Annotated in this window: 12 protein-coding genes; 5 read left to right on the top strand and 7 right to left on the bottom strand. The window is 50.1% G+C overall.

The window, feature by feature from the left end:
• Window positions 1–46: 46 nt before the first annotated feature.
• Complete coding sequence (ompX, locus tag DW47_RS0114900; protein WP_029687226.1) at window positions 47–559, top strand: outer membrane protein OmpX; 513 nt, start codon at window positions 47–49, stop codon at window positions 557–559.
• 75 nt (window positions 560–634) lie between these two features.
• Here ompX and DW47_RS0114895 read toward each other — a convergent pair whose 3' ends face one another.
• From DW47_RS0114895 to DW47_RS0114885, 3 genes are read right to left on the bottom strand one after another with little or no spacing between them, the layout of a single operon-like run.
• Window positions 635–1,927: a c-type cytochrome gene (locus DW47_RS0114895; RefSeq protein ID WP_029687225.1), complete on the bottom strand. Its 1,293-nt coding sequence runs from the start codon at window positions 1,925–1,927 to the stop codon at window positions 635–637.
• Window positions 1,928–1,937: 10 nt separating this feature from the next.
• Entirely contained in the window at window positions 1,938–3,713 is a 1,776-nt protein-coding gene (locus tag DW47_RS0114890; protein ID WP_029687223.1) for a GMC family oxidoreductase, read from the bottom strand.
• Entirely contained in the window at window positions 3,713–4,441 is a 729-nt protein-coding gene (locus DW47_RS0114885; RefSeq protein ID WP_029687222.1) for a gluconate 2-dehydrogenase subunit 3 family protein, read from the bottom strand. Before DW47_RS0114885 ends, DW47_RS0114890 begins: the two co-directional genes overlap by 1 nt.
• A gap of 572 nt (window positions 4,442–5,013) precedes the next feature.
• On the opposite strand from DW47_RS0114885, the gene mntR reads away from it, so the two are divergent.
• The 3 genes from mntR to DW47_RS0114865 all read left to right on the top strand — a co-directional run bounded on the left by mntR (window position 5,014) and on the right by DW47_RS0114865 (window position 8,291).
• Complete coding sequence (mntR, locus tag DW47_RS0114875) at window positions 5,014–5,481, top strand: manganese-binding transcriptional regulator MntR (protein WP_029687220.1); 468 nt, start codon at window positions 5,014–5,016, stop codon at window positions 5,479–5,481.
• 595 nt (window positions 5,482–6,076) lie between these two features.
• On the top strand, window positions 6,077–6,475 hold the full coding sequence (locus DW47_RS0114870) for an H-NS family histone-like protein (protein ID WP_029687219.1): 399 nt from the start codon (window positions 6,077–6,079) through the stop codon (window positions 6,473–6,475).
• 223 nt (window positions 6,476–6,698) lie between these two features.
• Window positions 6,699–8,291 (top strand): ABC-F family ATPase, encoded by a 1,593-nt coding sequence (locus DW47_RS0114865; RefSeq protein ID WP_029687218.1) that lies wholly within the window; start codon window positions 6,699–6,701, stop codon window positions 8,289–8,291.
• A 47-nt stretch (window positions 8,292–8,338) separates the two neighbouring features.
• Here DW47_RS0114865 and DW47_RS0114860 read toward each other — a convergent pair whose 3' ends face one another.
• From DW47_RS0114860 to rimO, 3 genes are all read right to left on the bottom strand, one after another.
• The gene (locus tag DW47_RS0114860) at window positions 8,339–9,091 is read right to left on the bottom strand and encodes a molybdopterin-synthase adenylyltransferase MoeB (protein ID WP_029687217.1); all 753 of its coding nucleotides are present in this window, start codon (window positions 9,089–9,091) and stop codon (window positions 8,339–8,341) included.
• Between the two features lie 4 nt (window positions 9,092–9,095).
• Window positions 9,096–10,337, bottom strand: coding sequence for a molybdopterin molybdotransferase MoeA (moeA, locus tag DW47_RS0114855; protein WP_029687216.1), 1,242 nt, complete (start codon window positions 10,335–10,337; stop codon window positions 9,096–9,098).
• 202 nt (window positions 10,338–10,539) lie between these two features.
• Window positions 10,540–11,898 (bottom strand): 30S ribosomal protein S12 methylthiotransferase RimO, encoded by a 1,359-nt coding sequence (rimO, locus tag DW47_RS0114850; protein WP_051150982.1) that lies wholly within the window; start codon window positions 11,896–11,898, stop codon window positions 10,540–10,542.
• A gap of 399 nt (window positions 11,899–12,297) precedes the next feature.
• Here rimO and DW47_RS0114845 point away from each other — a divergent pair, with 399 nt between their 5' ends.
• Window positions 12,298–13,500: a serine hydrolase gene (locus DW47_RS0114845; RefSeq protein WP_152473189.1), complete on the top strand. Its 1,203-nt coding sequence runs from the start codon at window positions 12,298–12,300 to the stop codon at window positions 13,498–13,500.
• A gap of 40 nt (window positions 13,501–13,540) precedes the next feature.
• Here the strand turns inward: DW47_RS0114845 and ybjG are convergent, their stop codons facing one another.
• On the bottom strand, window positions 13,541–14,146 hold the full coding sequence (gene ybjG / locus DW47_RS0114840) for an undecaprenyl-diphosphate phosphatase (RefSeq protein ID WP_029687212.1): 606 nt from the start codon (window positions 14,144–14,146) through the stop codon (window positions 13,541–13,543).
• Between the last annotated feature and the right edge of the window lie 220 nt (window positions 14,147–14,366).

Here is a 14,366-nt window from a genome sequence, read left to right as displayed (position 1 = left end):
CATCGTTGTCAGGAAATTAAGAAGTCGTTTCACATTTGAGGTGATTATGAAAAAAATTGCATGTCTTTCAGCACTGGCTTGCGTTCTGGCAGTATCTGCTGGTTCCGCAATGGCACAAAGCACCATCACTGGCGGTTACGCGCAGAGCGACTACCAGGGTGTTGCCCACAAAGCTAACGGTTTCAACTTGAAATACCGTTACGAAGACGGTTCTAACCCTCTGGGTTGGATCGGTTCTTTCACTTACACTGAAAAAGATAACAACACCTCTGACACCTATAATAAAGGTCAGTACTACGGTGTGACCGCAGGTCCTGCTTTCCGTCTGAACGACTGGGCAAGCATCTACGGTGTTGTCGGTATCGGTGCAGGTCGTTACCAGCACATCAACCAGACCGACTATAACAAAACCGGCTTCAAAGATGTTGGTTTCTCATACGGTGCAGGTATGCAGTTCAACCCAATCGACAACTTCGCAGTTGACGTAGGTTACGAGCAGAGCCGCATCCGTAACGTTGATGTTGGCACTTGGATCGCTGGCGTTGGTTACAGCTTCTAATTCTGAGTCTGAATTCATTACGATTTCAGGAACAGTAAAAACGGCCCCTAGGGGCCGTTTTTTTATGCCTACCGTTTATTGAGGCTTGGCGCTGATGGTTTGAGGCGATAAGTTGTTGCGGATAGCCGCCACCTGTTGCGGGGTAACTGTAGAGGCATGATTTCCCCATCCTTGCCGGATAAAGGTCGCTACATCCGCCACCTGCTGATCCGACAAACGCCAGCCAAAATCTGGCATGGTTAATCCAGTCGGCATCTGTGCGGTCACAGCCCGTTGTCCTCCTTGCAGGATAATGTGGATCACTGATGAAGGATCATCGCTCAACAGGGCGGAGTTCCCCGCCAGTGCTGGGAAGGTTTTGTCATAACCTTTACCGTCAGACCGGTGACAAGCCGAACAGTTATTAAGATAGTCTGCCGCCCCACGGGCAGAGACATCCCCCTTGAACAGAGCCTGGGCGGTACTGTTATCGGGTATCGGGGCCGAGGGAGTGGTTGTGTCCGGATGCGAGGCTGGCAGGGATTTCAGATACTCAGCAATGGCATCCACATCCTGTTGGTCGAGATAACTCAGGCTATGGCTGACCACCTCTGACATCGGGCCAAACGCTGAACTGTGGGCGTTAACACCATTTTTCAGGTAGTCACTGAGTTCTTGCGCCGACCAGCGACCCAAGCCATCGGGTTGGCTGCCGGTCAGATCAGGGGCATACCAGCCATCCAATGCACTGCCGGTCAACCAGGCTGAGTCTGTCTGATCAGCGGCTTTTTCTTGATATGCCATCCCTCGTGGCGTATGACAGGCGCCGCAGTGACCTAGGCCCTGTACCAGATAGGCACCACGCTGCCATTGCGCTGATTTCCCCTCCACCGGCTGATAGCGTTTATCATCGGTAAACATCCTCCGCCACAGCCCCAGAGGCCAGCGCATACTTAGCGGCCAAGGAATATCGGATGCTTTATTCTGTTGCACCACCGGTTTAACCCCTTTCATAAAATATTGATAGAGGTCATGCATATCCTGATCGGAAATTTTAGCAAATGAGGGGTAAGGCATGGCCGGATAGAGGGTGTCGCCAGATTTACTGATCCCTTGACGGACCGCTTTAACAAAATCCTCATAACTGTAGTTGCCGATACCGGTCTGTTTATCCGGAGTAATATTGGTGGAGTAGATAGCCCCCACTGGTGTGGACATTTTTAGCCCCCCGGCAAACGGCTGTGCCGGGTTACTGGTATGGCAGGCTATGCAGTCTCCGGCCCTGGCCAGATATTCCCCGCGGCTGATGGTATCCTGTCCCGCAGGCACTGCCAGTGCATAACCGCTGACGAATAATGCCAAGGGAGTCCATGCAATACATTTATTCATCAGTCTCTCCTTATACTTTCACCAGCGGGCCAGGGGAGGCCAGATACTGTTTTTTGATGGCATCTGCGGCAAACAGTGTGGTAGCACCGACGGTACCGGTCGGGTTATAAGCTAAGTTTTGTGGGAAGCTGCAAGCCCCAACCACAAACAAATTCGGCACATCCCAGCTTTGCAGATATTTATTCACCACACTGGTTTGCGGTGAATCTCCCATCACGGCACCACCGGTGGTATGGGTCGATTGATAAGGTCGGACGTCATAATGGCTGTGGGCATTTTTAAAGCCCATTTCATAAGACGGTGGCGCGATCTCTTGGATAATCTGCTCCACTTTTCCCGCCATAAACCCAGTCATGGTTAACTCATTGGGCTGCCAGTCAAAGGTCATGCGTAGCAGTGGCTGACCGTGTACATCTTTATAGGTAGGGTCGAGGTCCAGATAACACTGCCGGTAGGGCATGACCGAACCGGAAGATCCGATGAACATACTGTGGTTATAGTGCTGTTTAATGGCTGACTTCCAGCCACTGCCCCAGCGCGGCGCCTTAGACGGCAGCAGGGTTTGAGCAATAGGTCGCCCCCCGGTGCAGCTCGAAGAGAGAGTGGCCCTACCGATAAACCCGACATCACTCTGATCAAAATTGCCATTATTAAAGTTATCGATAAAAGTAGAGGTAGTGCCGGTGGCGGCGAAAGGGTTGAAACGGTGATCAGGACCAAAGAATAGCTTGGCGCCACCGGTCATCTGATAGGCATAGTTACGGCCCACCACACCCTCGCCGGTTTGCGGGTCATAGGGTTTCCCTATTTTTGACAACAGCAACAAACGGACATTGTGTAGCTGGAAAGCTGCGAGGATCACCAGTGATGCCGGTTGCTCGACTTCATTCCCCTGCTCATCAATATAGGTCACTCCGGTCGCCTGTTTACCGCTGCTATCGGTATTGACGCGGATCACCTGGGAACGAGGTCGGATTTCTACGTTCGGAAAGGCCTTCAGTGAAGGCAGTACGCAACTCTGCGGAGATCCTTTTGAGTAATTGAAACAGCCAAAGCGTTCGCAAAAACCACAGTAATTACAGACGCCCAATTGAACATTATAAGGGTTGGTCCAAGGTGCCGTACAGTTAGCCGCAGGGGTTGGGAACGGGTTATATCCCAGTTTTGTGGTGGCCTGGGCGAACAGATCGCCAGAATAAAGGCGAGTCAGGGCAGGCGTCGGATAGGGATCCTGTCGGGGCATCTCGAAGGGATTGCCGCCGGGTTGAATTTTCCCCTGCAGGTTACCGGCTTGACCGGATGCCCCACAAATTTTCTCAAATTTATCGAAGTAAGGCTCCATCTCCTCATAGGTGAAGGGGTAATCCTGTAGGGTCATATCGGCAGGTATCACTTTAGTCCCGTATTTTTCAATGATGATGGAGCGCAGTTTGATATCGGCGCCCAAGGGGCGCCACAGCATTCCGTTCCAGTGGACTCCGGCTCCGCCAACACCATCACCGGGCAAAAACGAGCCAAAGCGACGGTAAGGTAAGGCTGTCTGAGACACATTATGACGAATGGTGACGGTTTCACGTGCGGCATTCTGAAACAGCTTCAATCGCACACCATAGGTCAATTCGTCAGTGATCTTCGGGTAGGCAAAATCGGGGTAAGTATCGCGTGCTTCGCCACGCTCCAGGGCAACAATACTCAGCCCCGTCTCTGCCAGTTCACGTGCCATTAATGACCCGGTCCAGCCAAAACCGACAATCACAATATCGGCTGCTTTTTTTTGAGTTGCCATCAGACCATCCTTTTTCCTGAGATACTCACTGGGCCCAGTGGGTAGGGCTCATTGGGCTGTGCAACGGCATCGGTAAAGTCAGCCCGGGCACCCGGGTAACCAATAAGTTTCCATGAGCTCATAGACTGGTTGCCACCATGGATAGGATCTGCCAGATACCCCTCTTTGGTATTCTCCAGTAATTGCTCAAAGAACAAGGCACCACTGACCGAATCATTTTTAAGGGTGTTTTTCTCCAACAGTGTGAGGATCTGTTCCTGTTGGTCGTGACTTAAATCAGCGAAGTCTTTTTTCCACTGTTGTTGACACCAGCCATTGGTCAGCGCAATACCCTGTCGGTAAATTTCCCGAGGGGTCAGGGCAGACTGATAGCCGAATAAGGGGTCAGTATTGGCGATAAAGGGGGCATGCATATACCACAGTTGGCCGTATCCATAAGGTACTTCCATTTGCCGGTCAATAAAGACCGGTACGCCTTCCGCTATTGCACCGGGGCCGAGCTCATCTGTCGGGATCAGCCGGTCGGTAGCTGCCAGTATGAAACGCCATTGTCCAGGGTCAAAGAATTGCGGCACATAGTCCTGGGAGACGGCGGGGGATTTTGGCGTCGCGGCCTCACTGGTAAAAGAAGCCGTACCGACCACGGCCAGTGGTATAAGGGATAACGATTGTTGCAGAAAGCGCCGTCGGGCAGGGACCGGCTGATGAGGATCCTGTGGTTTTTTCATACCATGCTCCGTCATAAACAGTTTCAGGTATCACCTGAGAAACCGGGGGAGCTCAATTAATCCCTTACTTTTTATAGGGTGGCAATAAGGTTTATCAGCAAATTGATAATTTGCTCACTAATCGTATTGGTGAAGCTATGTAAAACAGAATGTTATTTGTGGCGTTAAGGGCTATATAAATTGTAATATTATGTTTCTTTTTTGTTAATTTTGGGGTGAAGCCAGGGTAGGGCGAGCCAGTTTGTGAGTCAGCCACTGATAAATAAGCTCGACTAGCATTAAGCGATTTTTAAACGGTGAGCGCAGCAGATAACAGCGACACAGGCATGCGAGGCAATGACAAGGCTCTGCCTGCGTCACCGCGGGACGGCGAGGGGAATTGGGGGTCATAGTCATATCTTCCTCCTGTTAAGCGCAAAACAACCTCAGAACCTAAACAAGGTATAGCAAATGCTATACCTATTAGCCAGTGCTATTAATGAAAAATTTGAGCTTCGCCGAGGGTGGTTTACAATACGCCGCAGAATGACAACTTCCTACAGAAGCTGTCAGGATTAAAAAGAGGAAGCTCAATGGTTCATCGCCGCACAGATAACGGTTCTCGGCCAGGACCGATTAAAGATATTGAGGAACATGTTGAAGGGTTCCGCCAAGTCAGAGAGGCTCATCGCCGTGAGCTGATTGACGATTATGTCGAACTGATCTCTGATTTGATCCATGAGTTCGGCGAGGCCCGTCAGGTGGATATGGCTGCTCGTTTAGGTGTTTCACAGCCGACGGTGGCAAAAATGCTGAAAAAATTAGCCTGTGTTGGGCTGGTCATTCAGGTGCCTTATCGGGGCGTGTTTCTTACCGATGAAGGGGAAACCTTGGCACAACAGAGCCGTGAAAGACACCATATCGTAGAAAATTTTCTATTGGCTCTAGGAGTCAGTCCGGAAACGGCACACCGAGATTCAGAAGGTATTGAACATCATGTTAGCGAAGAAACGTTAGAAATATTTAAAACCTTTTGTAGCCAAGCATCCTTAAAGCGCTAAATATGCCAACATTCCCCTGCTCCGGTATTCTCCGGGGCTGGTCGCAGAAGTCTTGTCCTTTCATCACTATTATTAAACGATACATCACCCTAGGCGAGAATAACCTCAAAACAGGTAAGGTTACTAGGTCGTTCTCCAGTTTATTTGCTTAGAATTGTGATATGTTTTGCACGAATTGATTGATACAGTAAAATTAATTGTCAGAGAAATAATTGACCCCCTATAGACGCTTGTTTACACAATATCCCTCGGAATCAGATTATTCACATAGCATCTGTTAACACCGAGATATCGAGGCGACATATAGGTAATGAGGTAGGCTGGCGAACGGGTGACAAATAAGTTGGTCAGAATAGTGAAGCTATCTCGTCCTTAAAGGAAATATAATAATTTCAATCGGACCGTTGAGGGACCGGTTTCAGAAGATAAGTATCAGGAGTATGTGTCGATAGTGCACTGCGTTTGATAATGTCACCTTTAATGCTACTCTTTGAGATATTATTATCTAATCCGTTGCGAGCTATTTATTTTTTTATTTAAATTAGGTAATCTCAGCGCCAGAGTTAATTGTACCCGATAAGCAAGGATAAATACGATGAGTGATGCATTCAAAGTTCTCAACAACATTCGCACACTGCGTGCTCAGGCTCGTGATCTGGCACTGAGTGATTTAGAAGAAGTATTGGAAAAACTGACCATCGTGGTCACAGAGCGTCGCGAAGAAATTGAAGCTGAACAAGCGGCAAACCGCGAGAAAGAAGAGAAGTTACTGAAGTATCGTGAAATGCTGCTAGCAGACGGTATTGATCCGAATGAATTGATCGGTACTGCAGAAGTCAGCAAGAAACGCGTTAAGCGTGCACCACGTCCGGCTAAATACCAGTACACTGATGAAAACGGTGAAACCAAATCATGGACTGGTCAGGGCCGTACTCCAGCTGCGATTAAAAAGGCGCTGGACGAAGGAAAAAGTCTGGAAGACTTCCTGATCTGATCAGCAAATACTCCTTGTTAATGGGAGAGCCAGTAACTTAAGGTTACTGGCTTTTTTGCTTTTAATAAGGCGTATTATGATGCACAGTAACAGCTGTATTCCCGCTGGCAGCGGATCCGAACCCTGTGCCCTGCCGGGGCAATGTATACAGAAGTACCCTCGATGGCAGAAACATTGGGTTTCTGACCTGTTTTTGAGTTCGATTTATTGAAAAGGCTATCCCGTGTTAGTAACCAGTAATGTGACGATGCAGTTTGGCAGTAAGCCATTGTTTGAAAATATCTCTGTAAAATTTGGCGGAGGGAATCGTTATGGTTTAATTGGTGCCAACGGCAGCGGTAAGTCGACCTTTATGAAAATTCTCGGTGGGGATCTGCAACCTACCGGTGGGAACGTTTCTTATGACCCTAATGAACGTATTGGTAAATTACGTCAGGATCAGTTTGCCTTTGAGAAATTTACAGTTCTTGACACTGTAATTATGGGGCACGCCGAACTGTGGGATGTCAAAAAAGAACGTGACCGTATTTATTCTTTACCTGAAATGAGTGAAGAAGAAGGTTACCAGGTAGCAGAGCTGGAAGTGCAGTATGGCGAAATGGACGGATATACTGCCGAATCTCGCGCCGGTGAGCTTTTATTAGGGGTCGGTATCCCTGTTGAGCAGCATTATGGGTTAATGAGTGAAGTGGCTCCCGGCTGGAAACTGCGTGTATTATTAGCCCAAGCACTGTTTTCAGAACCAGATATTTTGTTGCTTGATGAACCGACCAACAACTTGGATATTGATACTATTCGCTGGTTGGAGCAGGTGCTAAATGAACGTAACAGCACCATGGTCATTATTTCCCACGACCGTCACTTCCTGAATATGGTCTGCACACATATGGCTGATCTGGATTATGGCGAATTACGGGTCTATGCCGGTAATTATGATGAGTATATGACTGCAGCCACCCAGGCGCGTGAGCGTCTGTTAGCCGATAATGCCAAAAAGAAAGCCCAGTTGGCTGATCTGCAATCGTTTGTCAGCCGCTTTAGTGCTAACGCGTCCAAATCGCGTCAGGCCACGTCCCGTGCTAAGCAGATGGATAAAATAAAACTGGATGAAGTGAAAGCCTCCAGCCGTCAAAATCCGTTTATTCGCTTCGAACAAAACAAAAAGCTGTTCCGTAATGCTCTACAAACCGAAGCATTGACGAAAGGTTTTGATAACGGGCCGCTGTTTAACAAACTCGACCTGTTGGTCGAGGTCGGGGAAAAAGTTGCGATTATCGGTGCCAATGGTATCGGTAAGACCACATTACTGAAAACTCTGCTCGGTGAATTGGCCGCGGATGCTGGTACCGTTAAATGGTCTGAGAATGCACAGCTGGGCTATTATGCGCAGGATCATGCCGCTGACTTTGATAATGATCTTACCGTTTTTGACTGGATGAGTCAGTGGAAACAGGAAGGGGATGATGAGCAGGCAGTACGCAGCATCCTTGGTCGTTTATTGTTCTCCCAAGATGATATTAAAAAGCCTGCCAAGGTGTTGTCTGGGGGGGAGAAAGGGCGGATGCTGTTCGGTAAACTGATGATGGAAAAACCGAATATTTTAGTGATGGATGAACCGACCAATCACCTAGATATGGAATCTATCGAGTCATTGAATATGGCATTGGACATGTTCGAAGGGACATTGATCTTTGTATCGCACGACCGTGAATTTGTTAGCTCGCTGGCAACCCGTGTCATTGAGCTGAAACCGCAAGGCATCACTGACTTCACCGGTAGCTACGAAGATTATCTGCGCAGTCAGGGTATTGTCTGAGTCATTATACAGCAGGCATCGCACGCGGGTGCCTGCTGTGCTATCAGTCAATGACCGCATACCTCACATTGCGGGTCTCTTGGGATCCGCAGTTCACGGAACTGGCAGGTCATGGCTTCATAGAATATCAGTTTTCCTGCCGGGCTCTGCCCATACTCCGCCACAACCTTCAGAGTTTCCATTGCCTGCAAGCTGCCGATGACTCCTACCAACGGTGACATGACGCCGGCCTCGACACAGCTAAGATCCTGCTCACCAAATAACCGACTGATACAGCGATAGCAAGGCTCATTTTGCTGCCAGCGGAACACCGCCAGCTGGCCCTCCATCCGGATCGCCGCCCCGGAAATTAACGGTACCCGATGTCGGTGACAGACTCGATTAAGCAGCTCACGGGTCGCAAGGTTATCACTGCAATCCACCACCGCATGCTGGTGCATAATCAACGTTTCAGCGTTTTCTTCACTGAGGGGCCTAGCCAGCGGGATAAGGCGGGTATGTGGGTTGAGTGGTGTTAAACGCTGTAGGGCTGAGGTGGTTTTTGCTGATCCAACGCTCTCTGAGGTATGCAAGATCTGACGTTGCAGATTAGAGAGAGAGACCTTATCAAAATCGAGTAATGTCAGTTCGCCAATCCCTGCTGTGACCAAGTAGGGTGCAGCGGCACACCCTAGACCACCCAGTCCCACCAGCAGCACTCTGCTGGCTTTCAGTTTTTCCTGTTTATCAAAGTCGAAACCGTGCAGCACAATCTGCCGGTTATAGCGCAGGATCTCTTCATCCGTCAGTGCAACCGTCATGGTATCAGTCTTCCAATAAGGTGTTAAATGGCTCGATGGTGACGGTTTCGCCAGCCTGGACGCTGCCACGCTCTCTTTCTAGGACAATAAAACAGTTCGCCTTAGCGAATGAGCTGAAGACATGGGACCCTTGATGACCAGCTGGTTTTACCTGCAGTATCCCATCATTGTTATAGTGATAGTGGCCACGCTGTAAATCGAGACGACCTGGGGATTTTTTAATTGCCTGAGCAGCGACTGCGGACAGCAGCGGACGTCGGCCATCATCTTTCATGCCCAGTAGGGTGGTCAGCATCGGCTGGACCAAGTGGTAAAAGGTCACCACTGCTGACACGGGGTTACCCGGTAGTCCACAAAACCAGCTTTCCGATAAACGACCAAAGGCGAAAGGTTTGCCTGGTTTCATCGCCAATTTCCAGAAGGTGACGGAGCCGAGGGTTTCCAGCATATCGCGGGTATAATCGGCTTCTCCTACTGACACGCCCCCGGTGCTGATCACCACATCGGCTTGGCGGTTTGCCTCTTCAAATGCCGTCCGTAACTGTTGCGGGTCATCGGCAATGATCCCAAGGTCGACCACTTCGCAGCCCAATTTGGTCAGCATCAGACGGATAGCAAAGCGGTTAGTGTCGTAAATCTGACCTTCCTGCAGCGGCTGACCCACTGGCACCAACTCGTCACCGGTGGAGAACACCGCCACCCGCAAGCGACGAAGGACGGTAATTTCACTGATCCCCAGTGATGTGAGCAAAGGCAGCCGAGCCACACCCAGCCTTTCACCGGCTTGCAGTACAGCCTCACCAATGCGGATATCTTCACCGGCGCGACGGATATTCTGCCCAGCGACGACGTCGGCAGTTATACGAATATGCTCCCCGACCTTCTCGGTCTGTTCCTGCATCACCACCGCATCGGTACCTTCGGGCAGTGGCGCACCAGTCATAATGCGGATGACCGTCCCGGCGGGCCAGTCACCTTGGAACGGAACGCCTGCCAGTGCTTTACCGGCGACCGCCAACGTCACCTCTTTTGACAGGGCCAGATCGGCGAGGCGAAGGGCGTAGCCATCCATCGCGGAGTTGTCAAAAGGGGGAACATTCACCGGTGAAGTGACCGCTTCGGCAGTAATACGACCACTCGCGTCTTCCAACGCCAGGCTGACTTTGTCGCGAACCGGAGTCAAGGGTTGACGGATAAGGGTCAGGGCTTCGTCGAGAGAGATAAGTCCGGAAGTAAAAGGTTCCATAGTGGCTCCTGCCTGATTGAGTGCTATCTGGAATGGACAATAGGGAAGGGCGTCGCTCCGGGGACGCCAAGTCGGCTCAGAATAACAGTTTAGACGCTATTAGGTCGAAAAAATCGTGCCCTGACGACGGGAAGGGGATATGCGCTGATGGCTGCGCAGAGAAGTAGGCCGGATCGCTGTGCTGAGGATCCGGCTAGTGTGATCAGGAGCTTAATGATCCCCACAGATCGTAATCATCGGTATATTCAACCCGAACCCGCACGATATCACCCGGTTTCACCGAAAATTCCTGGTTCAGATAGACGGAACCGTCAATCTCTGGTGCATCAGCCATACTACGTCCGGTGGCCCCTTCTTCATCTACCTCATCGATCATCACCAGAATATCACGACCGACTTTTTCGGCCAGACGTTCGGCGGAGATCTGTTGTTGAACCTGCATAAAGCGATGCCAGCGTTGCTCCTTCACTTCTTCAGGGACCTGATCCGCTAACTGATTCGCGGTGGCACCCTCGACAGGACTGTATTTGAAGCAGCCAACGCGGTCCAGACGGGCCTCTCTCAGGAAGTCCAGCAGCATCTCAAAGTCTTGTTCGGTCTCCCCCGGAAAGCCAACAATAAAGGTTGAACGCAGGGTCAGTTCCGGACAGATTTCACGCCAGTGTTTGATCCGCTCCAGGGTTCGCTCTACCGCACCGGGACGTTTCATCAGTTTTAGGATACGTGGGCTGGCATGCTGCAATGGAATATCCAAATAAGGCAGAACTTTACCTTCCGCCATTAATGGGATCACCTCATCGACATGCGGGTAGGGGTAGACGTAGTGCAAACGCACCCATACCCCGAGCCGTGCTAACTGCTCACAGAGACTGACCATACTGGTTTTAACCGGTGAACCGTTCCAGAAACCGGTGCGGTGTTTTACATCTACCCCGTAGGCCGAGGTATCTTGAGAGATAACCAGTAACTCTTTTACACCAGATTCGACCAGACGACGGGCCTCATCCAGTACTGAACCTATCGGACGGCTGTCCAGATCGCCACGCATCGACGGGATAATACAGAAGGTACAACGGTGGTTGCAGCCTTCTGAAATTTTCAGGTAAGCGTAATGGCGCGGAGTCAGTTTTACTCCCTGTTCCGGTACCAGCGACAGGAAAGGGTTATGTACTGGTTTTGGTGCATAGGTATGGACATGGGACAACACCTGCTCATAACTGTGTGGTCCAGTGATTTCTAGCACCTTAGGATGCACTTCACGGATCTGGTTTTCCTTGGCACCCAGACAGCCGGTGACGATCACTTTACCGTTTTCATTCAGTGCCTCACCAATGGCTTCCAAAGATTCTTGGACGGCGCTGTCAATAAATCCACAAGTATTGACGATCACCAGATCGGCATCATCATAACTGGGGACTACCTGATAGCCTTCGGTCCTCAGTGCGGTAAGAATACGCTCAGAGTCGACCAAATTTTTCGGGCAGCCAAGTGAGAGAAAGCCCACTTTCGGCGCATCCGTCAGGGAGACAGGTGTCTGGGGTTGTGTAGTTTCGTTGGACATGGTTCCGTTCCGGAATAAGCAATAGCGCTTTGCGCGCGATTTTAATCCAGCTTTGCCAGAATTTGTACTTTATTCTGATCCGCTATTTTAGGCTGCGCTACGGTGATCTCAGGACTCACGAGCAGGGGATTGGCGATGTCAAACGGAGGAGTTGTTGACGGTAGGTGCAGTAAAATGAAAATGTGTGGGCGGCATATACAATCACGGTCTGCATATGTTATTGATAGTATCGGGAACGAAATCAGCAGATTAAATATTCAGCAGAGTGTTCTGCCAGACTCCGGAACCCCCCGCTGCAGGTCTCCGCGACCCGCCGTCATCAGGCCGTTTCCGGGAACCACTGCCACTGTTCCCTGCTAACGCCGATTTTTACTTATTGCTAACAAGGACGGACTGTCAATGATGCAACTTACAGGTCACTTATCCCGACCCCGCGCAGTGATGCTAGCTCTGCTGCTGGTTTCCCCGACACTGAGTTATGCTGAACAACCTAATAACGCCCCAACACTTGATGCCAAAGCTTGGATCCTGATGGACTATGCCAGCGGTAAAGTGCTGGCAGAATCAAATGCTGATGACCGCCTGGACCCGGCCAGTTTGACCAAAATGATGACCAGTTACGTCATCGGTCAGGCATTAAAAAGCGGGAAAATCAAATCCAGCGATATGGTCACTATTGGCCAAGATGCTTGGGCCACCGGTAACCCGCAGTTACGCGGTTCTTCACTGATGTTTCTCAAACCTGGAGACCAGGTCTCGGTGTCGGACCTTAACCAAGGCATTGTGGTTCAGTCAGGTAACGATGCCTGTATCGCGTTGGCAGATTACGTCGCTGGTAGCCAAGGCGCTTTTGTCGATCTGATGAACGATTATGTAAAAAAACTGGGCCTGAAAAATACCCATTTTTCAACGGTTCATGGCCTAGATGAACCGGGACAATTCAGTACAGCACGGGATATGGCCTTAATCGGTCAGGCGCTGATCCATGATGTACCGGATGAATATGCGCTGAATCAGCAGAAAGAGTTTACCTTTAATAAAATCCGTCAGCCGAACCGTAACCGGCTGTTATGGAGTAGCGACCTGCATGTCGACGGCATTAAAACCGGCTATACCTCCGGCGCGGGGAACAACTTAGTGGCTTCTGCCACCTCTGGTGATATGCGGTTGATTTCGGTGGTGCTAGGAGCAAAAACCGATGCTATCCGTTTCCGTGAAAGTGAAAACTTACTGAACTGGGGCTTCCGCAATTACGAAACAGTATCACCTATCAAAGATGATAAGCCATTCGTCCAGCAGCGTGTCTGGTACGGTAACAGTAAAACAGCCGATCTTGGGGTGATTACCAATGCTGCGGTGACCCTGCCGCGTGGCCAACTGAATAATTTGAAAGCGTCCTATACCCTAAACTCTCCGGTATTGGAAGCGCCGCTGACCAAAGGTCAGGTTGTCGGGACAGTCAATTTCCAGTTGAGCGGTAAAACGATTGATCAGAAACCGTTAGTGGTGATGGAAGATGTGCCACAGGGCGGATGGCTGAGTAGGATGATGGATTTCGTCAGTTTGCAGGTGAGCACACTTTATCATCGCTGGTTTGGCTGATAAGTCAGACGGGCAGCGCAGTTCGCTGCCCGTTTTAGTATTAATGGCGGACCCAGCCCTTACGGATTAACGGGGCAAATAACTGGCGGTAGAGGGCACTGAAGCCGGCCAGCATTCGTTCGCCGTACAATTGCCAGCCCAGTTGGGAGGCCAGGCAACCGAGAATGCCCACCAAAAACCCACCAAGCATATCCATCGGCCAATGCACGCCCAGATAGACCCGTGACCATGCGATGGCGACTCCAATGACCAATAGCAGTAATCCCGACCAAAAACGGTGCCAGCACATAAAGGCTAACGCGAAGGTAAAAATAGTAGTGCCGTGGTCGCTGGGATAAGAGCCATCAGCGCTATGGCGTAGGAATTGGTAACCAAAATTAATAGCAAAAGGACGCGGATGGGGGAAAAACCAGCCTACCACCAGTGCAATCCCCAATGCGTAGATCAGTGCGGTGCCCGTTTTCAGCACTAGTACCCGTTGCGGGACTACCTGCTCAGAGGGAGCCCATAGCCACAGTGTGATAATCAGTAGAGGAACCACCATGATGAGATCTTTCGCAATAAACAACGCCAGATCGATCAGGGCATGGGGTGATGCTGGTGTCGCATTGATCCACAAAAACAGAATGTGATTAAGGTTTTCCATTATCTCCCGTGTTCCTTATCTGGAATGATATCTAAGTCTGTTTAATCCCGAAGAAAATGCAGTTCCGGGGGCAGCTAAATCAAGGTGATAGAATAAAGTAACCACCACGGAAGTAAATCGTCCGCGTCCTATTTTTATCAAAATGTGCTTTACAAAATTTTTAATACCAAGGGCACAACGACCACACATAAAAAAACCGCCACGTCAGTGGCGGTGAGTT

The organism is Tatumella saanichensis (assembly GCF_000439375.1).
GTDB classification, from domain to species: Bacteria; Pseudomonadota; Gammaproteobacteria; order Enterobacterales; family Enterobacteriaceae; genus Tatumella; species Tatumella saanichensis.
The sequence above is the reverse complement of the archived record's forward strand: the minus strand, read 5'-3'. Positions and strand labels throughout refer to the sequence as shown.

Excerpts from the sequence above, each read along its gene's own strand:
- ompX (WP_029687226.1), top strand. The coding sequence starts at position 47 with ATGAAAAAAATTGCATGTCTTTCAGCACTGGCTTGCGTTCTGGCAGTA.
- DW47_RS0114895 (WP_029687225.1), bottom strand. The coding sequence starts at position 1,927 with ATGAATAAATGTATTGCATGGACTCCCTTGGCATTATTCGTCAGCGGT.
- DW47_RS0114890 (WP_029687223.1), bottom strand. The coding sequence starts at position 3,713 with ATGGCAACTCAAAAAAAAGCAGCCGATATTGTGATTGTCGGTTTTGGC.
- DW47_RS0114885 (WP_029687222.1), bottom strand. The coding sequence starts at position 4,441 with ATGAAAAAACCACAGGATCCTCATCAGCCGGTCCCTGCCCGACGGCGC.
- mntR (WP_029687220.1), top strand. The coding sequence starts at position 5,014 with ATGGTTCATCGCCGCACAGATAACGGTTCTCGGCCAGGACCGATTAAA.
- DW47_RS0114870 (WP_029687219.1), top strand. The coding sequence starts at position 6,077 with ATGAGTGATGCATTCAAAGTTCTCAACAACATTCGCACACTGCGTGCT.
- DW47_RS0114860 (WP_029687217.1), bottom strand. The coding sequence starts at position 9,091 with ATGACGGTTGCACTGACGGATGAAGAGATCCTGCGCTATAACCGGCAG.
- moeA (WP_029687216.1), bottom strand. The coding sequence starts at position 10,337 with ATGGAACCTTTTACTTCCGGACTTATCTCTCTCGACGAAGCCCTGACC.
- rimO (WP_051150982.1), bottom strand. The coding sequence starts at position 11,898 with ATGTCCAACGAAACTACACAACCCCAGACACCTGTCTCCCTGACGGAT.
- DW47_RS0114845 (WP_152473189.1), top strand. The coding sequence starts at position 12,298 with ATGATGCAACTTACAGGTCACTTATCCCGACCCCGCGCAGTGATGCTA.
- ybjG (WP_029687212.1), bottom strand. The coding sequence starts at position 14,146 with ATGGAAAACCTTAATCACATTCTGTTTTTGTGGATCAATGCGACACCA.